At 64.3% G+C, this 18,365-nt stretch carries 23 protein-coding genes and 1 pseudogene; 18 read left to right on the top strand and 6 right to left on the bottom strand.

The genetic code is table 11. The annotated features are described in order from the left end of the window. Positions 1–5: 5 nt before the first annotated feature. Both ACFE87_RS04050 and ACFE87_RS04045 read left to right on the top strand, forming a co-directional pair. The gene (locus ACFE87_RS04050; protein WP_375458331.1) at positions 6–1,766 is read left to right on the top strand and encodes a hypothetical protein; all 1,761 of its coding nucleotides are present in this window, start codon (positions 6–8) and stop codon (positions 1,764–1,766) included. After that, on the top strand, positions 1,738–4,476 hold the full coding sequence (locus tag ACFE87_RS04045) for a hypothetical protein (protein ID WP_375458330.1): 2,739 nt from the start codon (positions 1,738–1,740) through the stop codon (positions 4,474–4,476). The genes ACFE87_RS04050 and ACFE87_RS04045 overlap by 29 nt, the downstream gene beginning before the upstream one ends. Here ACFE87_RS04045 and ACFE87_RS04040 read toward each other — a convergent pair. The 3 genes from ACFE87_RS04040 to ACFE87_RS04030 form a co-directional block, all read right to left on the bottom strand. Next, positions 4,473–4,865: a hypothetical protein gene (locus ACFE87_RS04040; RefSeq protein ID WP_375458329.1), complete on the bottom strand. Its 393-nt coding sequence runs from the start codon at positions 4,863–4,865 to the stop codon at positions 4,473–4,475. The genes ACFE87_RS04045 and ACFE87_RS04040 overlap by 4 nt on opposite strands. A 129-nt stretch (positions 4,866–4,994) precedes the next feature. Next, positions 4,995–5,270: a PilZ domain-containing protein gene (locus tag ACFE87_RS04035; RefSeq protein ID WP_375458328.1), complete on the bottom strand. Its 276-nt coding sequence runs from the start codon at positions 5,268–5,270 to the stop codon at positions 4,995–4,997. Positions 5,271–5,274: 4 nt separating this feature from the next. After that, complete coding sequence (locus ACFE87_RS04030) at positions 5,275–5,523, bottom strand: helix-turn-helix domain-containing protein (RefSeq protein WP_375458327.1); 249 nt, start codon at positions 5,521–5,523, stop codon at positions 5,275–5,277. 106 nt (positions 5,524–5,629) lie between these two features. Here ACFE87_RS04030 and ACFE87_RS04025 point away from each other — a divergent pair, with 106 nt between their 5' ends. The 14 genes and pseudogenes from ACFE87_RS04025 to ACFE87_RS03960 all read left to right on the top strand — a co-directional run bounded on the left by ACFE87_RS04025 (position 5,630) and on the right by ACFE87_RS03960 (position 15,663). Further along, positions 5,630–5,797: a hypothetical protein gene (locus tag ACFE87_RS04025; RefSeq protein ID WP_375458326.1), complete on the top strand. Its 168-nt coding sequence runs from the start codon at positions 5,630–5,632 to the stop codon at positions 5,795–5,797. Between the two features lie 3 nt (positions 5,798–5,800). Beyond that, positions 5,801–6,151, top strand: coding sequence for a hypothetical protein (locus tag ACFE87_RS04020; RefSeq protein ID WP_375458325.1), 351 nt, complete (start codon positions 5,801–5,803; stop codon positions 6,149–6,151). Positions 6,152–6,156: 5 nt separating this feature from the next. Continuing rightward, positions 6,157–6,402 carry a hypothetical protein gene (locus ACFE87_RS04015; protein ID WP_375458324.1) on the top strand — a complete coding sequence of 82 codons (246 nt, stop codon included), beginning with the start codon at positions 6,157–6,159 and terminating at the stop codon, positions 6,400–6,402. Between the two features lie 60 nt (positions 6,403–6,462). Next, positions 6,463–6,939, top strand: a complete 477-nt coding sequence (locus tag ACFE87_RS04010) for a hypothetical protein (protein WP_375458323.1) — start codon at positions 6,463–6,465, stop codon at positions 6,937–6,939. A 64-nt stretch (positions 6,940–7,003) separates the two neighbouring features. Then, a complete protein-coding gene (locus ACFE87_RS04005; protein ID WP_375458322.1) occupies positions 7,004–7,693 on the top strand; it encodes a hypothetical protein in 690 nt (229 codons plus the stop codon). A 3-nt stretch (positions 7,694–7,696) separates the two neighbouring features. Continuing rightward, entirely contained in the window at positions 7,697–8,398 is a 702-nt protein-coding gene (locus ACFE87_RS04000) for a hypothetical protein (RefSeq protein WP_375458321.1), read from the top strand. A gap of 1 nt (position 8,399) precedes the next feature. Further along, positions 8,400–8,711 (top strand): hypothetical protein, encoded by a 312-nt coding sequence (locus tag ACFE87_RS03995; protein ID WP_375458320.1) that lies wholly within the window; start codon positions 8,400–8,402, stop codon positions 8,709–8,711. Between the two features lie 623 nt (positions 8,712–9,334). Beyond that, the gene (locus tag ACFE87_RS03990; protein ID WP_375458319.1) at positions 9,335–10,201 is read left to right on the top strand and encodes an ABC transporter permease; all 867 of its coding nucleotides are present in this window, start codon (positions 9,335–9,337) and stop codon (positions 10,199–10,201) included. A gap of 6 nt (positions 10,202–10,207) precedes the next feature. Next, positions 10,208–10,951, top strand: coding sequence for an ABC transporter ATP-binding protein (locus ACFE87_RS03985; RefSeq protein ID WP_375458318.1), 744 nt, complete (start codon positions 10,208–10,210; stop codon positions 10,949–10,951). Positions 10,952–11,344: 393 nt separating this feature from the next. Further along, a pseudogene (locus tag ACFE87_RS03980) lies at positions 11,345–11,429 on the top strand (integrase core domain-containing protein); the annotation flags it as partial. 276 nt (positions 11,430–11,705) lie between these two features. Beyond that, complete coding sequence (locus tag ACFE87_RS03975) at positions 11,706–12,344, top strand: Crp/Fnr family transcriptional regulator (protein ID WP_375458317.1); 639 nt, start codon at positions 11,706–11,708, stop codon at positions 12,342–12,344. Between the two features lie 380 nt (positions 12,345–12,724). Next, entirely contained in the window at positions 12,725–13,657 is a 933-nt protein-coding gene (locus ACFE87_RS03970; RefSeq protein ID WP_375458316.1) for a glycosyltransferase, read from the top strand. Positions 13,658–13,670: 13 nt separating this feature from the next. Further along, positions 13,671–15,164: a hypothetical protein gene (locus ACFE87_RS03965; protein WP_375458315.1), complete on the top strand. Its 1,494-nt coding sequence runs from the start codon at positions 13,671–13,673 to the stop codon at positions 15,162–15,164. A gap of 301 nt (positions 15,165–15,465) precedes the next feature. Next, entirely contained in the window at positions 15,466–15,663 is a 198-nt protein-coding gene (locus tag ACFE87_RS03960; protein ID WP_375458314.1) for a hypothetical protein, read from the top strand. Between the two features lie 520 nt (positions 15,664–16,183). On the opposite strand, the gene ACFE87_RS03955 is transcribed toward ACFE87_RS03960, so the two are convergent. Genes ACFE87_RS03955 through ACFE87_RS03945 form a run of 3 tightly spaced genes read right to left on the bottom strand, consistent with a single transcriptional unit; the run spans position 16,184 to position 16,973 of the window. Further along, a complete protein-coding gene (locus tag ACFE87_RS03955) occupies positions 16,184–16,351 on the bottom strand; it encodes a hypothetical protein (protein WP_375458313.1) in 168 nt (55 codons plus the stop codon). Then, positions 16,348–16,665, bottom strand: coding sequence for a hypothetical protein (locus ACFE87_RS03950; RefSeq protein ID WP_375458312.1), 318 nt, complete (start codon positions 16,663–16,665; stop codon positions 16,348–16,350). The genes ACFE87_RS03955 and ACFE87_RS03950 overlap by 4 nt, the downstream gene beginning before the upstream one ends. Then, positions 16,662–16,973, bottom strand: a complete 312-nt coding sequence (locus ACFE87_RS03945) for a hypothetical protein (RefSeq protein WP_375458311.1) — start codon at positions 16,971–16,973, stop codon at positions 16,662–16,664. Before ACFE87_RS03945 ends, ACFE87_RS03950 begins: the two co-directional genes overlap by 4 nt. 115 nt (positions 16,974–17,088) lie before the next feature. Between ACFE87_RS03945 and ligD the strand changes: the two genes are divergently transcribed. Both ligD and ACFE87_RS03935 read left to right on the top strand, forming a co-directional pair. After that, a complete protein-coding gene (ligD, locus tag ACFE87_RS03940) occupies positions 17,089–18,129 on the top strand; it encodes a non-homologous end-joining DNA ligase (protein WP_375458310.1) in 1,041 nt (346 codons plus the stop codon). Next, the gene (locus tag ACFE87_RS03935) at positions 18,113–18,250 is read left to right on the top strand and encodes a hypothetical protein (protein ID WP_375458309.1); all 138 of its coding nucleotides are present in this window, start codon (positions 18,113–18,115) and stop codon (positions 18,248–18,250) included. Before ligD ends, ACFE87_RS03935 begins: the two co-directional genes overlap by 17 nt. Positions 18,251–18,365: the final 115 nt, after the last annotated feature.

Genomic DNA, 18,365 nt, shown 5'->3' with positions numbered 1-18,365 from the left:
CAGATATGGCGAACATCGGTGGCCTGGGTGGCCTTGGCGGATTTGACCCCGGAAATTTGTTCGCAGCGTTGGGGCATTCTCTCCTCACGTCCCCTAGCCATGCGCCTCTCTCGGGCTTCCCGGCCGGCATCGCTGCGGCGAATGCTCGAGGCGATCAGGAGAACAAGCGTGGTGCTCTGGCTCTCGCGTTGACACAGTCGGGCGTCCCTCAGGATGTTGCGGCCAAAATTGCCTACAACGACACGGCTGCGGCTCTGTTCATGTCACAGGCGAATAGCTCAAAGCAGGCTGCCATGGCGGCGCCGTATCTGGCAGGAGCCCGTACGGCAAACCCGATGCCGAACGACGACGGGACGCCTGCAGCCCCTGCCGCGCCTGGCTTCGCGCCGCCTGCCGCCGCGCCTCCCGTGCCGCGCCGCATGGGTTCCCTCGGCGGGCTGGGCGGCATCGCGGTCCCGGATACGCCGGCCATTGTCGCCAGCCCTGACGCCTCGTCCTTCCGGCCGCCTCCTGGCGCCCCTAAGGACCTGTATCGCGACGTCCCGGCCGATTACGGTGGAAACCCCGCGGCGCCTGCGCCGGCTCCGTTTCCGCCGGCTCGTCCGGCTGCGCTCGGCGTTCCCGTTCCCGCTCTACAAGACGAGACCACGCTGGCGTCCGGAGCCACGGCCAGGACGGATGCGAATGGCCTCCCCATCGGACAGGTCGCGTCGAACGCGAAGATCCCGCTGGCCGTGCCGAGCCTCGACATCAAGCCGTCCCGGCCGCCGCCGAACGTGGCGCCCGGCACGACGACGATGCGGGTATGGGCTCAGGACGAAATCAGGGAGGCACGTCGTGCTGCCATGGGCGGTCGGATGATGCCCGGCCCGATGGGCGAGGCTATCGCGAAGGATGCCGAGTTCCGGCTGAACCGCGCACTGAAATACCTCGATCCGAGCGAGACCGAGAAGGCGTTGACCTCCATCGGGATCCCGATCGGTTCGCCGGAAGGCAAGGCAATCATCCGCCAGCAGCTCGACAAGCGGCCGGAGACGGTCAAGGTTGCGGAATACGCTTATCCCGGGGACCCCAACCGTCAGCAGCAGGCTGTGCGCGCCGGTATGACGGACAACCGTCCGGAGGTCGTGCGCCTGGGCGAGGCCGCTCAGGATGCACCGGGCTTGGTGAGGTCCGGCATTGATACCGAGGCCGCACGAAAGGGCGCGGACACGCGGGCCACGTCGCGCGAGCAGGCCTATACGAGGGAGGCCGAGGGCGCGACACAGGGCGCACGGTCCGCAGGCCGGATCATGGCCGCCCTCAATGATGCAGAGGCCGCCTTTGACAAAGCCGCGAAGGGTGGCGGAACGGGACCACTTTCGTCCAGCAGGGTGGCAAGAAGCTTCGATGCAATGTCGCCGGGGTGGCTCGGTAGCGCGCGAACAAACGAAATTGCGCGGCAGGACTTCGACAACGCGATCGCGACCGTCCAGAAGCTGCCGTCGATCTCAAAGGCCAGGGCGCGGTCTCCAACTTCGAACGAACCTTGGCTGGTGCTGACCTTCCGTCGCTGCAATCCAGCGATCCCAGCACCTCCAAGAAGGCTTTTGCTCGACTCCGGACCCAGCTCAATAGCGCGCTCGCGCTCGACGCTAAGTACGGCCTGCACAAAGACGAGCGCCTGCCGCCGACCACGGCCACGGGCGCGCCCCTCACGACGATGCCTGACGGCACGACGATCCGACAGGTGCGGTGATGCCGACATTCGAACTCACCACACCTGATGGCCGGGTCTTCGAGGTCAACGCGACCGACGCTGCCACGGCGCACAGGGCTTTGACGCAGACGATCGGCAGCGGCACCTCGCCGGCCCCGTCTGCTCCGGCGACCTCGTCGGCGCCGGCCGGGCTGGGTTTCGACGAGGCAACCGGCGCCCGGGCCACTCAGGAGCGGTTCTCGGGCTACAACGGCATCCAGACTGAGACGGGGCCGGATGCGGCGCTCGGGTACGGTCTAACCCGCAAAGCGGACGAGATGCTGGTCGGGCCGGACAGCATCACGAACCGTGCCTCCGCCACGCTCCTGAACGCGGCCGAAATGGTCGGGATGGGGCTGCCTCGGAACATCGGCGCGGGCATTGCCACGGCACTCGGCAACGGTCGTACGTTTCGGCAAAACTTTGACCTCGCGGGCGATCATCTCTCGGCCCTCGGCCGGCAATCGCCTGGTGCGCGGGATTTGGGCGTCGCCGCGGGTGTGGTCGGCAGTCTGGGGCTTCCCGTCGCCAACGTGCTCGGCGGCGCCACGCTTGCACAACGGGCTGGCAACACGGCAGCGACGGTCGGCGGCTATTCAGGCATCGCCAGCCTCGCGGAGAGCGGGCTTGATCGCGTTGCGGAGCCCGACACGATCGCGAAGGCGATTAAGCACGCTGGCTTCGGAGTGATTGCCGGCGGGCTTACGCATGGCGCGATAGAGGTTGCTGCTCCTCGAGTTAGCCGTGCTGCTCGCGATTGGCTTGCGCCGGATGCAGCCCCAGCCTCCGCCCCGGCTGCTGCGGTGCCCGACGTGTTCCCGAAGGGTGTCTCGCCCGCCGTCGCTCGCGAAGCCGAGGCCGGCCAGTTCGGGATCAACCTGACGAAGGGCCAGGCGACCGGCGATTACGCGCAACAGGCCAGCGAGAACATGATGGCTCGGGGCGGGGGCGACACGCCCCCCGGCCAGGCCATGCGCTCGTTCTTTCAGGAACAAGAACGGCAGGTCGGGGCCGCTAAGGGCGACATCGGCCGGCAGATCGCGGGCGGAGCCGACCTGGTCGAGCGCCCGTTCGATGCCGGCGCCCGCGTGGGAGAGTTCGCCCGCAATTCGCAGCGCCTCGCGGAAACCGTGGCAGGCGGTGAGGAAGCGGCAGCGGCCCGCGCGAGCCAGGCGCTTGCTCCTGCCGATCCGATCAATGCCGCGACCGACGTGGCGGCGGGGGTACGCGGTCGAGCTGCGGCGGATCGCGCTCAGTTCAAGGGCAGCTATGATGAGGCGGCCCGAGAGCCCGGCGCGTTCGAGCCCGGCAGCTTCGATCGGATCGGCCCGTCTATTGAAGCCCGTATCGCGAACAGCGACCGACCTATCCCAATCGACCCCGCCCTGACGCCGGCCGCGTCTCGCGCCATGGCGGACCTGGGAAGGGCGCCACCGGCCGGCACGTCCATGGCGGAGGTGGATCAGGCGCGAAAGCGTCTCGTGGCTCTACGGGGCTCCACGGGCCAGAACGCGACCGATCGGGCGGCCATGGATCAGGTCATTCGGCACTACGACGATCATGTGGAGGACGCGCTCGCCAGCAAGCTCTTCTCCGGCAGCGATCGGGCGCTCGACTTGTACCGGACCGCCCGATCGCAGTTCGCCGGCTATCAGCGCACGTATCGGCCTCAAGGCGCTGGCGACGACGTTGGTCGGGCCATGCAGCAGATCGTGGACCGGAATGCTCAGCCGCAAGAGGTCGCCAGTCTGCTCTACGGCACCAGCCTGACCGGCAACACGGGTCGGGCCATGCGGCTCGCGGATCGCCTCAAAGAGGTTTTGCCGGCCGAGCTATGGGAGCAAACCCAGCGGGGCTATCTCGGCCGCATCGTGGGCGACGGCCTCGATCATGGGAAAATCTCCGACAACATTCAGAAGGCCCTCTCCGGCGAGGGGCGCGGGCTTACGTACAAGCTGCTGGGCGATGCTCAGGTCGCGGGTCTCCGCTCGATTCAGTCCGGATTGCGCTCGGCGGCTGCGGCGCGAGAGGCCGTTCCGGATTGGGTGAAGACGCTCGGCAAGGATGACTTCGAACCGAAAGCCGTCATCGAGAACCTGTTCGGGAAGTCTACGCTGACCGGGAACACGGCCTCGATCCAGTTTGCGAAGGGCGTTCGGGATGTCGTCGGGGCGGAGAGCGATACGTGGGCTGCGGTTCGGCAAGCCGGATGGCAGCACCTAGTGGCGAAGCCGGAAGGCGCGACGGCTGACTTTGGGCCTCAGGCCATCGCGAACCGGATCTCCAACTTCCTCGAGAAGGACGGGCGCGGCCTCGCAACCGTGATGTTTTCGGCCGAGGAGCGGGCGACCATGAAAGCGTTCGGAAACACGATGCGGACCCTCACGCCTGCCCGGATCGCGGGCGGCTCGGCCTCACCGAACAGCGATACGGCTCCGATGCTGGCCCGGTCGCTCGAGGCGCTTCGGAAGCACGAAGGCAAGCTCAACATGCTCCTGTCCGCGGTCGGGCTTGTGAGCGGCGGCCCGGCCGGCGCTGCGGCGGCCTACGGCGTCGCGAAAGGTGCCGGGGCTGTCGCGTCCAGGATTGCGGACCGGCAGGCCCTGGCGAGGGCTGCAGAGGCCGCGGCGGGCGCCCCTGCCGCTGCCGCGCCGGTGCGGCCTCGTCCCACTCCTCCCAAGCTGCCGCCGATCGCGGGGCCGCTCGGTCCGCTCCTCGGTCTGGTCGGGGCGAACTAATCCGGTTTCCAATGGCCGTACAGGATGCGAAATCGGAATTGCGGCCAGAAAATCGTAACTGCGAGCAGGAGCACAATCAGAAATGATGAGGCTGATTCCGTGCGCTTGAACTCTCGGAATAGATAGACGGTCGTGAACACGACGAGCGCCAGCACTGCGGCAAAGAGTAAGTCCGTGGCGGGGTGCCCACGGAAGGTTCGCCGAATCAGCGGATGGAACGCGAGGAGCGCCAGTATCACGGCGAGCCACAGGCTGAACAGCGAGTCGGTGTTCCAATAGTCGACGGCGGCGTATCCGATGGAGCCAACGACGAGGGCCAAGAGCATGCCCTCTAACGCGCGGACGGCGACGAGGCGGCTCTCGGTGGGATGGTTCTCGATCCGGTCCATGCCGGGCGATCATGCCTCAGTGCACCGGGGCCTGTCGATGCGGTTGCCCTTCTTGGCAGACCTCGCCGCGCTCGCGGCTCTGTCGTTCCTCGCCTCGCACAACCCTCTCCCGAGCATCCGACGCCGCCCTCACTCGGCGATCGTCGGCGGGTTTCCCGATGAGAGCACGAAGGTGACGCCGATCTCCTTCGCCCGCCGCCATACGACGCGACACTGGTGGGGCTCTCCAGAATCGAGGCTGAGCATGAACTGATCCGGGATGCCGACCGGCGACGCGATTTTCAGGCGCGCCCCGGTTTCCGAGAGGTCTCTGACCATGCAGTCGATCGTTGACGCGCCACCGTTAAAGACGATGTGCGCGCCTTTCAGGGTACGGTGACGCTGCGCTCGCCGGTGCTCCTCCATCCTTTTACTCGGCGATGATCGGCGGCAGCTCCGGCGGTTCTCCCGGTAAGCATAGGCACCCCTCAGCCGTGAACACGACGCCCGCGGCCTCGAATGCCCGCCGGATCGCAATCTTGTTGTTGGTGTGAGGCTCGCGCGCGCCACGCTCAAAATCAGTAATCGTCCTTTCGGCCAGGCCCGCCCGCGTCGCCAAATCCTCGCGTCGCCATTCGAGCCCGGCCCTGGCCGCCCTGCATTGTGCCCTCGTCAACATTCACTCGCTCCCGAAAACTGCACCCACGCTGACGATATTGCCGATATCGTGTTGACACTAATTGCCTGCGCATATAAGCACGGCAGCGGCAACTTCGGTAGCGCAAATGTCTTCCCTCCACTCCTTCACCCTCCTCGCCATCGAAATCCCCGGTCTCCGGAGCCGCATCGCTCGCCTTGAGCGGATGGCCGCTGGCCGGACCCTCAACGCAGACCAGGTCGCCTTCATTGCCGGCCTCAAGGCGCAGCTCGCCTCCCTCACTGGGGAGGCCTGAGCCATGTCCCTCCGCTCTTTCACCCTCCTCGCTCACACGGTCCGTGCCGAGAACCGCCCGGCCGCTCTCGTGGTCGCCGGCCGCTTCGTCCGCTCGGCGATCATGCGCGAGGCCGTCAGGCTCGCCCGGCAGCTCGCGCTTCGCTCCGGGCTGTCCTGGCGCCGTCGAATGGCGATTGGTCTGAGGACTGCATGGGGCCGGGCCAAGCAGGAACGCACTGACCAGGCCCGCACTGCCGCCGCCCTGAGCCGCCCGACTACTCCTGCGCAAACGCCTCGGTCTCGCCTCGCGCCGAGCCTGGATCGGGCCCGCGTCTTCATCAGCGGCTCCCGCTTCCACTCTCACGGCTGGTGAGGTCCATGTCCTGCCTCTGCCCCCGCCCTCTCGCCCCGGCCGAAGCCTCCGGGATGATCGCCGAGCTGGCGGCGCTCCTCGAAAAGGCATGGCGTCTCGACGGCCGCATCCGCGAGCGCGCCCCGGCAGGCCTTCTCGGAACCGTCGCCCCGGCCCTTAACGGCGCCGAGATCGACTTCCGCAGCATCGAACGGCTCAGGGCGATGTCGGCGGATCTCCGCCCGCCTGACGGGCTGACCTTCACCGCGTAGCGTACCCGCGCTGCTGAGCGGCCTCCCCTCCTCACCGATCACCCTCACGGAGACAGCACCATGTCGTCGAATGCTCTCGCACGCCTGCAGTCCAGGCGAACCCTTCTCACTGCGGCGCTGGCCGGCACCGCCGCCGGGAGTGTCGCCCTTGGCGGACAGGTTGCTCCTGCCGCTCCTCCGCAACCCGATCCGATTTTCGCGGCTATCGAGAAGGCGCGGACGTCCTACGCCGCATATAGCGAGGCCATTGCAGCCGAAGACAGAGCCATAACGAACCCGGACGTTTCCGACGTCGCATGCGACGAGGCAAGGCGCTTTGTCTGTGTGGCGGATGACGAATGGCGCGATGCATCGGACGCGCTTTACGGCACTCCGCCAGCCACCCCCGCGGGTCTCGTGGCCATGCTCGAAGCGTGGTGGGTCGAAAGCGAGACCGACTATGGCCTTCGCGAACCGGACCTGGAAGGCGATCGCGATAAGCGCACGCTCCGCAACCTGATCGACAGCGCGCAGACGTTCGGGACCTCGCTCTCCTGAATCTCCGGGTGTCCTAGCCGGGCGCCCATTCCCCCGCACGCTCTAACGCAACGGAGACATCGCCATGTCCACGAACGATCCCGCACGCCGGCATTCCCGCCGGGCCTTCCTGTCCAGCACGGCCGCCGTGGCCGCGGTCGGTCCAAGCGCCAACTTGGCGTCTGCATCCGCGGCTGAGCCCGATCCTGTCTTCGCCCTTATCGAAGCCGAGGGTCGAGCCTTCGACCTTTGGGGCGACGCTATCTCGACTTTCAGTCGAGCCGAGAGCGCCCTTTGGGAGAGCGAGTGGCGTCGGGGGCCTCGCGTCCTGGTCGGATATTTCACGCCCATGGTGCGGGGCCGCGAGTATGAGCCGATCCCACTTGGCGAACAGGTGGCCGAGCCCGTCTATCTGCGCGATCACGACGCGATCGACCGGGACTGCGACAGCGATCGCAAGGCGCCCGGTGCCGATCCCGCGAAGGTCGAGGCCCGCCGCGCCCGACTGCATCGCGAACTGGACGAGGATGCCGCGCAGATCGCCTCTGCGCCGGAGGTCATCAGGGAGGCTGAAACCGAACAAGCGAGGGACGAGGCCTTTGAACGTTGGGCAGAGGTCCGAGACGCGCTGCTCGCCGTGCCGCCGACGACACCATCCGGGCTGCTGGCGCTGGCCGTCCTTACTGAGGATCGGACCCATGACGGGATGGACGAGGACAAGTTTCTCGCCGGCCTAATCGCTGCCGTCCGGTCCCTCGTGGCCGGGAGGGCCTGAACCATGCCGAACCCATCCCGTCGCGGCCTCCTGGCCGGTATCGCTGCAGCCTCGGTTTCGACTGTCCCTACAATCGTCTCGGCCGCCACGAACGCCGACGCGGCCCTGATCGCGAATTGCGAGGAGACGATCCGGCTGCATGGGCAGGTCAACGCTTTATGCCAGCGCGCGAGGCTATTGCGGGAGCAGAACCCGACGCCGCCGCCGCCCGAGGCCCTGTTCCGGCGCAATTCCGATGGCTCTCTATTCTGGGGGTTCGTCGGGCTGATGCGTGAGGAAGACGGGCGCTACTGGTACGGGGATTGGTCGAGCATCCGGCGCCTGCAGACCGAGCGGTTCACCAACAACATGGTGACGTTCAAGGGCGACGAGGCCATTCAATATGAGGTCCGGGACGACGCCGCTCATGATCGCTCGGACGAGATCGTCGCCGCGTTCGATCAATGGGAAGCCGACATCGAAGCCGCCGCGGTAGCTTGCGGCGCCGCGGCCCTAGAGGCCGAAGCCGATCGCCTCAGTGATGCGCAGCGAGAAAAGTCGGCCGCCATCCGGAGCGCCGCCGCAACGACGATCGCGGGCTTGACCGCCAAGGCCCGATACGTCCTCGCCACGACGGGGCCGGTCGATACATGGCATGCCGATGGAGTGCCGACCGCCATGGAAGGCCTCATGCGCGATCTCCTCGCGATCGGCGAGGCGGCCTGATATGGGCGCCCTCGTCATCCAGGGCGTTCCGCCCGAACTCCTGAAACGGGAGGCGATCGAGGCGCATGTTGAGCGGCTGATCGCGCTTCTCGACATGCTGGACGGTGACACGGACCTTGAGCCCGATAGCGATGCGGAGCCGGCCGGCGACGAGGACGAGCCCTCGCTCGGGTGGCAGAACGGCCCGGGCTTCCGGGCCAGCGAGGGCCTTGATGATCGCGAGCAGGATGTCGGGGACGAGTGCGAGCCCGACGCCGACCGGGAGAACTGGCGGCAGCCGGCAGGTCTGAGTAACCCCGTTACCAGACGTTAACCGTAGAGAACGCCCGGGCGAACCCGATGTCAGTCAAGCGGGTTGCCGGGCCTGTCAGAGCAATTGAGACGTCCGGATGATGCAAATTGATGACGAAGTGTACATGGCTGCCGTCATCGTTGGAGCGATCGCCGTGGCGTGGTTCCTCATCGCGGCGGTCGATAGCGCATTAGGCTGATCGTCATGGCCGACGTCGGCTCGGCCGGCAGCGTCGCCCAATGCGTCAGCTCCAGGCCGATCGGACCGTTCATTGCGGCGCCCATCTGGGCCGGTCTGCGGATGCTCGGCCTCTTGCGGAGCCGCGTGAATCGGCTGCTGGCTTTCGTCTTCGGGCGTAAGATGCAGCTCCGTCGTGCCTTCCGGCAGAGTAGCCAGCTTGTTTGGTGCGGCCCTGCTCCGGTGACTAAAGCCGTCGAGCGCGTCTCCCCTTTGGACGCTCGACAGATCAGAGCGTGTAGCTTAAACGGCGCCCCTTCTGGCGGGATACGCCATCGTGAGCTCCCTGCGCCGGTGCCGCCAAGGCCAAGTCCGTTCTCACCCGAGTGGGTGGCAAGTTCGCTTCCGGACATTCTAAGTGCGAGGATGGTGGTGAAAGGCTGCAATAGGCCGATTAGGGATGCCACATGAGATCAGAAGACGTCACCGCAGTTGGCTCATCGGGTGTGGGCCAGGGGGTGCGTCCGGTCCAAACGGCCGACTCGTCACCCGTCTCTTTAGTGTTTCGCGACCTCGCCGACGGGGTCCGCCACTGGCGCATTTGGGGGATGCTGGCACTCAATGACGTCCGGGTGCGTTATCGGCGCTCGAAGCTTGGGCAGTTTTGGTTGACCTTGTCGATGGCGGTCACAATTCTGGCTCTCGGATTTGTATACTCGGATATATTTCAGATCCCGATCCAAACTTATCTGCCGTTGATTGCCGTCGGTCTGATCGTCTGGGCGCTTATTGCAGGGCTCCTCAATGAGAGCGCGGCCGTTTTCATCGACTCGGAAGGGTATATCCGTAGCGCCGCACTGCCGCGATCCGTTTTCATATTTCGGATGCTCCTGCGAAACTTGATCGCATTCGCTCACAACCTAGTGCTTGTGCCGGTCGTCTGGGTTGTCTTCGGGACGCCACTCGCGTGGAATAGCCTGCTGTTCATACCCGCGCTGGTCCTAACCCTTCTTGCCGGATTGTGGATCGCGATGGTGGTCGGCACGCTCTCGGCGCGTTTCCGAGACCTTCCGCCGATCGTCGCCGCATTCACGCAGATTGCCTTCTTCGTATCGCCAATCCTCTGGACCGAAAACGCACTCCGGGGCCGCATGCAGGCACTGCAGGATTGGAACCCCTTCGCGGCTTTCGTGCTCATTCTTCGGGAGCCGCTGCTCGGGCTTCCGCCGACCCCAGCCGCCTGGTATCTGGCCGTCGCTCTCAATCTGTTCGGAGGCGGCGTCGCGATCGTGTTCTTCGCACGGTTCAGAGCGCGCGTTGCGTATTATCTTTGAGGTAGTATGGCATCGATCAGCTTGCAGAATGTATCGCTCAGTTATCCTATCTACGAGGGCAGCTCGCGGTCTCTGAAGAACTCAGTCCTTAGAACAGTAGGCGGACAGCTATCGCGGACGAGCGGCCGCATCGATGTCCACGCGCTGCAGGACGTCTCGCTCGACCTCGCCGACGGTGACCGGCTAGCACTTGTCGGGCGCAACGGCGCTGGTAAGTCGACGCTACTCAAGGTGCTGGGCGGGATCTACGAGCCGCCAGCCGGCAGGGTCGTGATCGAAGGCCGCGTGTCGTCGCTGACCGACGTCAACATGGGTATGGACATGGACGCGACCGGTCGCGACAACATCGTCGCCCGGTGCATCTTTCTAGGCATGACGTTCGCGGAGGCGCGTGGCAAGCTCGCGGAGATCGAGGAGTTTACCGAACTAGGGGCCTTCCTCGACATGCCTGCCCGTACGTACTCGGCCGGGATGCAAGTCCGGCTCGGTTTCGCGGCTTCCACCGCAAGCCGCCCTGACATTTTAATCATGGACGAGATGGTTGGGGCGGGCGATGCCGCCTTCGCGGAACGGGCACAGCAGCGCATCACGCAGTTCGTCGAGCGGGCGAGCATTCTCGTGTTCGCCTCCCACAACAACGACATTCTAGCCCAGTTCTGCAACCGAGCGGTGTTGCTCGAGTCGGGTCGAATTGTCCTATCCGGATCGGTGGAGGCAGTCGTCGGCGCCTATCACGACGGTATTTCCTGACCTCGAGGGCGGAGCAGTTTGAGGTTGGGATGAGTTAAGGCCGGACTCCTGCGCCAGCCACGACGCGCGATCTGGGACGAGGCACGACGCGACCTGTTCGCTTACATCTAAGGTAACTACATAGCGCATCCACACGGCTCGGGTATGTCACGCCCGAGAGGGCAGTGCGGAAAGCGGGCTAACACGCGCCGGTCCGCCTGACGAGGATCGGAGGACTATCCGGGCCCTCGCTGTCGGCGGTCAGACCGGCGCCTTCGACTTTTGACGATGATCTCAATGCGCACCGCGACATTCCTGTGGTCGACGCCCCATTGGCCAACGATCTCTCAGCCGTCTCTCTGAATTGCGATAACGCACCGGGCTCTGGAGGACCGGCTCGAGAAGCGTCTGAGCGTCATCGAGAGCTGGCGAAAACACCACAACACCGTCCGACCCTACTCGTCGCTCGGCTATGTGCCGCCGGCTCCCGAGGTCGTCCTTGGGCGGCTGCGCAACCGCGACCAGCTCCGCCGCCTACCCCCAACCGTCGCGCCCAGGCCGACAATGCACTAAAGTTCAACCCGGACCACCACATGGGGGCTGGCCAAGCGATCTGCGCACTTCACGGCGGGAGAGCCCGCAGCTGATAATCGCTGGCTAAATAGAACCATTCAAAACGTTCGACGTCGAACACCGCTCTGCTCAAAGGTACACATTGCGCAATCAGACAAGTAGCTTGCTGGAATCTATTCCAGAACCGGACCTGAAGGCTCTAATGCCTTTTTTGGAGGAGAGAAAACTGCCGCGCGGCTTTGCGCTCCAGCTTCCGGGCGATCCAGTCAAGCGGGTCTACTTTCTGCGCCGGGGCTTCGCGTCAATCCTCATCGAAATCGGCACACGAACGATGGAAGTCGGTCTTGTCGGGCGTGAGGGGATGCTTGGCCTTCCGGCCGCCCTGGGCTCGGAGATCGCCCCCTACCGCGCCGTCGTGCGCGAGGATGTTCATGCATACCAGGTCTCCGTCGAGCGTTTCAAGGAGCTGATCAGCACGCACCCATCGCTCGGCGCCGTCATGCTGCGCTACCTGCAGGCAGGGGTGGCGCAGATCACCCATACGGCCTTTGCCAACGCGCATCTCACGATCGCGCAACGGTTGGCCCGCTGGCTCCTTATGGCCCACGACAGAGTGGACGACGATACCATCCGGGTCACCCACGCGGTCCTCTCGGATGCGCTCGGCGTGCAGAGGCCCGGAGTGACGCTCGCCCTGCACGAGCTAGAAGGCGACCGCTCAATCCGCTCCGTACACCGCGCGGTTATCATCCTGGACCGCGACAGCCTGATCGCAAGAACGTTCGGCTCCTATGGCCCGGCTGAGGCGGCTTATCGCCAGCTGCTCGGCCCACGGGCTTGAAAGCTCCCCGCACTAGGGACATCAGCAACCTTCGCCGCTCTTGACGTGGATAATCTGCATGCCGGGGACGGGACTCACGAGGCCAGGTCGGGCGTTTCCGTGGCGTCGCGACAGCCAGGACAGGTCCAGAAGATCAGAGCAAACGTACGACTTCAAACAACCGGTAGCCTGCGTGGACTAATCGGACTGCCCCTGAATGGCTGCTTTCGAACAATTGGGAAGAGTCGCCGCATTCCCTAGGCAAAAGCGTTTACATCTCTTCAGTACACAGCTAGATGATCTCCCCTAAGAGGACCGAGCCGACCGACTGCGTCCAGCAGCGGCTCGCGCGCGAAAGCTAGCGTATCGCGGCAAGGAATCCTGGGATGGGAACCGTGGCGTTGGTCATCATCACGATGACCAGACCGGCAGAGCTAGCGCGTCTACTCGTCGCAATTGGAGAGCAGGAGCGTCGGCCGGATTGCCTAATAGTCGTGGAGAACGGTCGAGACGCCGCAACGGCGGAGGTGCTCCGCGCCCACCCCATGGTTCAGCACCTCAGCAACGTCGGCAACCTCGGAGGTGCCGGTGGGTTTGCATACGGGATCCTGGCGGCACTAGCTCAGGGCGCCTCCAGCGTCTGGGTCATGGACGACGACGGCCTTCCTGAGGACAATCGATGTTTAGCCGAACTCGTGGCCCGCGCAGAGAAGACATCAGCCGACATCGTCTCTCCACTGATCGTTGACATCAACGACAGCAGCAAGCTTTCATTCCCTTATTATCTCGGTTTCAAGCGGCTGCGCTGCCGCAGATTGGTCCGGGCGATGCCCGAGATTCACGGCTTTGCGCATCTGTTCAACGGTGCTCTGCTCAGCGCAGATGCATGCCGCCGGTTCGGCGTTCCAGATTTCCGGCTTTTCATTCGGGGGGATGAAGTCGATTTCTTGAACCGTGTGCGCCGCGGAGGCGGCCAGATTCTCACCCTAACAAACGTCGGGTTCCGCCATCCTTCAGGCTCGTCGGAGACTGAACCGATACTCGGCGGATATTTGAACGCCGTGTTACCAAAGGGTGACTTGAAGCAGTTCTATTTCTTTCGAAACCGTGGCTATATAGTCAGAGAGCACCGGCTTGTTCTTCAGTTTTGCTCTGATTTGGTGCGGTATCCCGCTTACTTTCTCTTGAAGAAGCGCGGAGATTGGCGGGGCTTGTTGCGCTGGATCCGACTTACGGTACGGGGCTTCCGTGGAGACTTCACTCCTTTCGATCCGATCGCGGACTCCACCACTAGCATGGACCGCAGGACTGAACCTTTGTCTTCCATTCCCTAGCACGTGAGTTTTGATGCGGATTTTACTGTACAATTTCGAGCAGCCAGATGGAGCGAAGACGATCGGCGGAGGCGTTACGGTCTACTCGCGCAACCTGCTGGATGGCCTCTCGCGGGCCGGGCACGAGCTGATCTTCCTGAGTTCCGGCGAGCAATACGACTTCTTCAATCGCACTCCAAGACTTCGCTCGTTCAAACGTGGGACCCAACGTGCCGTGATAGTGAATTCTCCGGTTTTTGCGCCGGCCCATTCGAGTTTCCATGACCTTGAAACGTATCTCAGTTCTCCGACTCTCGACCCCGTTCCGAGTCAGATCAGAGAGCGTTACGGAGATATCGACGTATTCCACTTTCAAAACATTGAGGGACTGACAGCAGGATTCTTCGCGGCACTACGAGAGACATTCCCACGGGCTCAGTTGCTCTTGTCTGCCCACAACTATCACGTGGTATGTCCGCAGGTTAATCTCTGGTTTTCTGAGACGCGCCACTGTGTCGACTATGAAGACGGGCGCGCCTGCAGCCAATGCGTCCAAGGCGCCGGTCGACCGCGGTTGGAACTCAACATTCGTCGCATGGAAAAGATTTTAGCGTGTATCGGCGTTCAGAAACGGCCAATTCTGGCTTCCCTGATTAGGCAAGGGCTGCGGGCACCACTACGAGCAGCACGTCGTACACGGGCGCTACTGGCTCGGTTGCACTCAACGACGGAGCCGGCGCCGGCCGAGATGATCTTAGCCGTTCGGCCGGTCGACGCGCTTCCCTTCGCACGTTATCGGGCGCGGAACATTCATCTCTGCACAACTGTGTTCGATCGGATCGTTGCGGTCTCACGCCGGACCCGCGACGTATTAATCGAAAGAGGCGTCCCAGCGAACAAGATTTCAGTTTCCTATATCGGGACCGCTCACAAGGACCGCTTCACCGACCTTAGCCGGAGGATGGCTACAGAAGACGGTCTCCATCTTGCTTACCTCGGATATATGCGGCGTGACAAGGGATTCTACTTCTTTCTTGCATGTCTCCAACACATGCCGCGTGAGTTGGCAAGCGCCATGGCAATCACGATCGCTGCACGCGTTACGGATGACAAAGCGCTGGCGCAGATGAGGGCGATCGCGCCGTCCTTTAAGAGCTTCACGCTCTACGACGGCTACACTCACCATACGCTCGATAGCGTGCTGGAGGGCGTTAATCTTGGGATAGTGCCCGTCCTTTGGGAAGACAACCTTCCACAGGTTGCGATTGAGATGGTCTGCCGTGGGATCCCGCTGCTCACGTCCGATCGGGGAGGTGCGCAGGAAATTGGATCTAACAAGTCTTTCGTCTTCGCCGCCGGGTCGCAGACGAGCTTTTACGATCGGTTGGCCTCGATCGCGGGTGGACGCACGCCACTGGAGCGGTTCTGGATTCAGAACCCGAAGATCGTTTCAAATGAAGAGCATGTTGATGAGATCATGTCCCTTTATGCGCTCGGCACCCCTTTCGGGGGCAAGCGCTTGAACTAGCGACCGGTGGGGCCGATTACTTCTTCCGTCGGGACTGATAGTTCGCTCTTAATAGGTCGGGAGCGGCGATTGTCGGTCGGCTCTATATCGTACAGGCCGCTACGTAATCCACAGGCACCGGGCTGCCTGGCCCGTCCCATTACGCCGCCGTGCTTCAGCGCCGGGATGAGATCCACCGTGGCGGGCCTAGTCATTCGATCGTCATCGACCCGCAGGGTTCGTAGTAGCGCTTCCAAGTTCCTTCTGAGTGCCCGCCGTGCATGCCGTTGCGCGCTCCGGCGGGACGGCGCAAGGCTGTACGATGTTCGTGGTGATCTCAATCGGCCAGATTGGTGCGACTACCGCCACGATGAAGACCGTGGCCGACGTCGACCTCTACGTTGCCCAGCTCAGGGCAAAAGGGCACCGGGAGATCATGGTAGCCAAAGGTCCTGCGGTGCCGGAGCTCTACGACACGTGGCGCGACTCTCGGCCAGAGCCGCGGGCGAAGGGCATCTAAGGGCGTCATGCGAGACAGGAGGGCCGCCCGTCCTGATCATTACCGAGTATCGGTTCACGAGCCAGGCGGCACACTCCTGGCGACAAAGCCGCGAGCGGCATTTTACTATGTTTTAAGCAATCACTTCCCAGCCCCCTGTTCCGGGCTAGCATCGCCTTGGCTGTCACTGGTCACCTGAACCGCCCAGCTCTCGTGCTGGTGATAGCCGGGGCCCTGGTTCGTGTTAGTGAGCCAGGGCCCTCCCATCCTAGGCGATGGCGCTTGAGCGCAGTGAATTTGCAGACGCTGCTAGAGAGACCGTTCCAGAGCGCTCGCGGTCCACTCCTTACCCAACGGATCGATGATCCGGACCTCCTTGAAGCCGCGATCGGTCAACTCGTCCGCCTTGACGAGAGCCTGATATGCCGACCCGCAGGCGAAGCTGGCAGGCCCTGTTCTGCCGATTGCCTTCACAACGTACACGGCGCCCGCTCCTCCCCTTATAGGACAGAGCGCGGAACCTCAGTGGGTTACCGACGACTCAGGCCAGTGCCGGCTGTGTAGTACGTGTCGCTTCGATCACCTTCCCCTCGTCCTCATCAAACGTGACGGACAGGAGGTCGCAGGTCGCCTCGTCGGAGGCGTCGGCCGCGAGAGCTTCGTCGAGTGCGGCGAGGAAGGCGGCGTTCGGGGCTGGGCCGGGCGTCATCGGATGCCGAACCAGCGCTTGAGGCGCTCGACGTGCTCGGCGGGCGGAGTGCCCAGCTCCGGCTTACGAGCCGTGCCGACGTTCACGGCATCGTAGAACCACGCGATGGCATCCCGGTAAGTCAGGTCGAGAGCGGCCGTGGCCGGGCCTACATCGCCGATCTCGGCCCAGGCGGCCTTCAGCGCCTCGACCTGACTTGCGAACACGGTCGGATTAGGGGCACCGGACGCCGCGTGCAGGAGAGCGATGATCTTCTGCTTCTGCAGAGCGCCGTTCTGCTCATCCTCTGCGGCACGGTCGGGGTCGAATCTCATTCGTCGTCCGTCAGCCGCTTGAGAGCGTCGACCACCGTCTCGGCCAAATCGGCGAGGGCCGACACGGGGAGCGGGATATCGAGGCGCTGGCCCTGCACCGTCTCGATCTGCAAGACCATGATCAACTCTCTGAGCACGAGTTTGACCGTCTCGCCGCACATCGGAAGCAGGAAAGGACCTGGCCCGGGGAACGAGACTTCGGCCGGGTTGTCGTTCAACGCTTGGCTCGCGTCTGCACTCGGTTTCAGCAGCCCAAGGCTCTTGAGCGCCGCGGTGATTTCGGCTTCGTGATCGGGGCGGGATCTCATCTGGGTTGCCGATTAAAAGTGCGGCCGCGATCCTCTTCGCGCTCGCAGCAGGAGTCGAGTCGGCTATTCGAAGGGAGCTGACCCTACCTTAACCTACGCCCGCCATCCTCTATGGATGGCGACGCCACCCGACAAGCCGAAGCAGCGCCTGCGCGCAAGGCCCGCCACCGACACGGTCCTTCGCGGGCCGGACACGCGTCCGACACGCCAGGCACCGATCTTCCGCGACCCGATGCCGGAGCGGATCGAGCCGTGCCTTGCGACGCTCGCCACGAAACCGCCGACGGGCCCGCATTGGGCATTCGAGGTGAAGTGGGACGGCTACCGGCTGCACGTTCATGTCGAGCCGTCCGGCGTCCGCGTGATCACCCGTGGAGGCCACGACTGGACGCATCGCTTCCCGGCCATCGCCGCAGCTGCCGCTGAACTCGGGGCAGGGACGGCGATCCTGGACGGGGAGGCCGTCGTTCTCGACGAGCATGGTCGGTCCGACTACCCGGCACTGCTGCAGGCCCTGGGCGGCCGCGGGGGCAAGCGCGTCGCCCCGGAGGTGATGTTCTACGCCTTTGACCTCCCCTATCTCGACGGGATCGATCTTCGGGCCGGGACGCTCGACCAGCGCCGGGCCGTGCTCGAGCAGCTGCTGGCCGGCTCCGACCAGGCCGGCTGGATCCAGCTTTCCGAAGAGGTGCACAGCGACGGCGCGGCGCTGTTCCGGCATGCCTGCGAGCACGGGCTTGAAGGCATCATCGCAAAGGACCGTCGGAAGCCGTACCGCTCGGGTCGCGGCCTCGACTGGCTCAAGATCAAGTGCGTCGAGAGCGAGCGCCTCGTGATCGTCGGCTATGAGCCGTCATCCGTCGCCCGGGGCGGGCTCGGCCGGCTCCTCGTTGCGTGCCGCGAAGGTGACGGTCTCGCCTATGTCGGCGGGGTCGGGACCGGGTTCACGGAGACCTCGGCCCGGGCGCTCCGGCGCCAGCTCGACGGGATGGCGCGCGAGACCTCGCCCATCAAGCTCCGGCGCAAGGGCGTGGTCTGGACGGAGCCGACGCTCGTCGCCGAGGTCGAGTTCCGGGGCTGGACAGGAGACGGCAAGCTCCGGCATGCGTCCTACAAGGGGCTGGGCGAGGATGAGGCCGATGTCTTCCGACGCTGACGAAGTTCCCGTCACCGACGATCCGCTCGAAATCTGTCGCGCCAGCTACAAGAACGCCTGGGTGGCGTTGCGGATGATCCGCGACGCGGTCGAAACGCTCGGCCCCCCCCCGGCGCGCTGATGTCGGAAGAGGCCGTGCTGAGGTTCCACGGACCAGAGCCCGTGCACGAGGCTCAGGCGATCTGCGATGCGCTTACGAAGCTGCTCAGCCGATAGGCGCCAGAGGTCGCGCGGGT

It is taken from the genome of uncultured Enterovirga sp. (genome assembly GCF_964242715.1).
GTDB lineage: Bacteria > Pseudomonadota > Alphaproteobacteria > Rhizobiales > Beijerinckiaceae > Enterovirga.
This window is presented reverse-complemented; position numbering and strand designations above follow the sequence as displayed.

Excerpts from the sequence above, each read along its gene's own strand:
- ACFE87_RS03960 (WP_375458314.1), top strand. The coding sequence starts at position 15,466 with ATGTTCGTGGTGATCTCAATCGGCCAGATTGGTGCGACTACCGCCACG.
- ACFE87_RS03945 (WP_375458311.1), bottom strand. The coding sequence starts at position 16,973 with ATGAGATCCCGCCCCGATCACGAAGCCGAAATCACCGCGGCGCTCAAG.
- ACFE87_RS03975 (WP_375458317.1), top strand. The coding sequence starts at position 11,706 with ATGCCTTTTTTGGAGGAGAGAAAACTGCCGCGCGGCTTTGCGCTCCAG.
- ACFE87_RS04005 (WP_375458322.1), top strand. The coding sequence starts at position 7,004 with ATGTCCACGAACGATCCCGCACGCCGGCATTCCCGCCGGGCCTTCCTG.
- ACFE87_RS03965 (WP_375458315.1), top strand. The coding sequence starts at position 13,671 with ATGCGGATTTTACTGTACAATTTCGAGCAGCCAGATGGAGCGAAGACG.
- ACFE87_RS04000 (WP_375458321.1), top strand. The coding sequence starts at position 7,697 with ATGCCGAACCCATCCCGTCGCGGCCTCCTGGCCGGTATCGCTGCAGCC.
- ligD (WP_375458310.1), top strand. The coding sequence starts at position 17,089 with ATGGCGACGCCACCCGACAAGCCGAAGCAGCGCCTGCGCGCAAGGCCC.
- ACFE87_RS04040 (WP_375458329.1), bottom strand. The coding sequence starts at position 4,865 with ATGGACCGGATCGAGAACCATCCCACCGAGAGCCGCCTCGTCGCCGTC.
- ACFE87_RS04030 (WP_375458327.1), bottom strand. The coding sequence starts at position 5,523 with ATGTTGACGAGGGCACAATGCAGGGCGGCCAGGGCCGGGCTCGAATGG.
- ACFE87_RS03950 (WP_375458312.1), bottom strand. The coding sequence starts at position 16,665 with ATGAGATTCGACCCCGACCGTGCCGCAGAGGATGAGCAGAACGGCGCT.
- ACFE87_RS04010 (WP_375458323.1), top strand. The coding sequence starts at position 6,463 with ATGTCGTCGAATGCTCTCGCACGCCTGCAGTCCAGGCGAACCCTTCTC.
- ACFE87_RS04025 (WP_375458326.1), top strand. The coding sequence starts at position 5,630 with ATGTCTTCCCTCCACTCCTTCACCCTCCTCGCCATCGAAATCCCCGGT.
- ACFE87_RS03955 (WP_375458313.1), bottom strand. The coding sequence starts at position 16,351 with ATGACGCCCGGCCCAGCCCCGAACGCCGCCTTCCTCGCCGCACTCGAC.
- ACFE87_RS03995 (WP_375458320.1), top strand. The coding sequence starts at position 8,400 with ATGGGCGCCCTCGTCATCCAGGGCGTTCCGCCCGAACTCCTGAAACGG.
- ACFE87_RS03985 (WP_375458318.1), top strand. The coding sequence starts at position 10,208 with ATGGCATCGATCAGCTTGCAGAATGTATCGCTCAGTTATCCTATCTAC.
- ACFE87_RS03935 (WP_375458309.1), top strand. The coding sequence starts at position 18,113 with ATGTCTTCCGACGCTGACGAAGTTCCCGTCACCGACGATCCGCTCGAA.
- ACFE87_RS04035 (WP_375458328.1), bottom strand. The coding sequence starts at position 5,270 with ATGGAGGAGCACCGGCGAGCGCAGCGTCACCGTACCCTGAAAGGCGCG.
- ACFE87_RS04020 (WP_375458325.1), top strand. The coding sequence starts at position 5,801 with ATGTCCCTCCGCTCTTTCACCCTCCTCGCTCACACGGTCCGTGCCGAG.
- ACFE87_RS03990 (WP_375458319.1), top strand. The coding sequence starts at position 9,335 with ATGAGATCAGAAGACGTCACCGCAGTTGGCTCATCGGGTGTGGGCCAG.
- ACFE87_RS04050 (WP_375458331.1), top strand. The coding sequence starts at position 6 with ATGGCGAACATCGGTGGCCTGGGTGGCCTTGGCGGATTTGACCCCGGA.
- ACFE87_RS04015 (WP_375458324.1), top strand. The coding sequence starts at position 6,157 with ATGTCCTGCCTCTGCCCCCGCCCTCTCGCCCCGGCCGAAGCCTCCGGG.
- ACFE87_RS04045 (WP_375458330.1), top strand. The coding sequence starts at position 1,738 with ATGCCGACATTCGAACTCACCACACCTGATGGCCGGGTCTTCGAGGTC.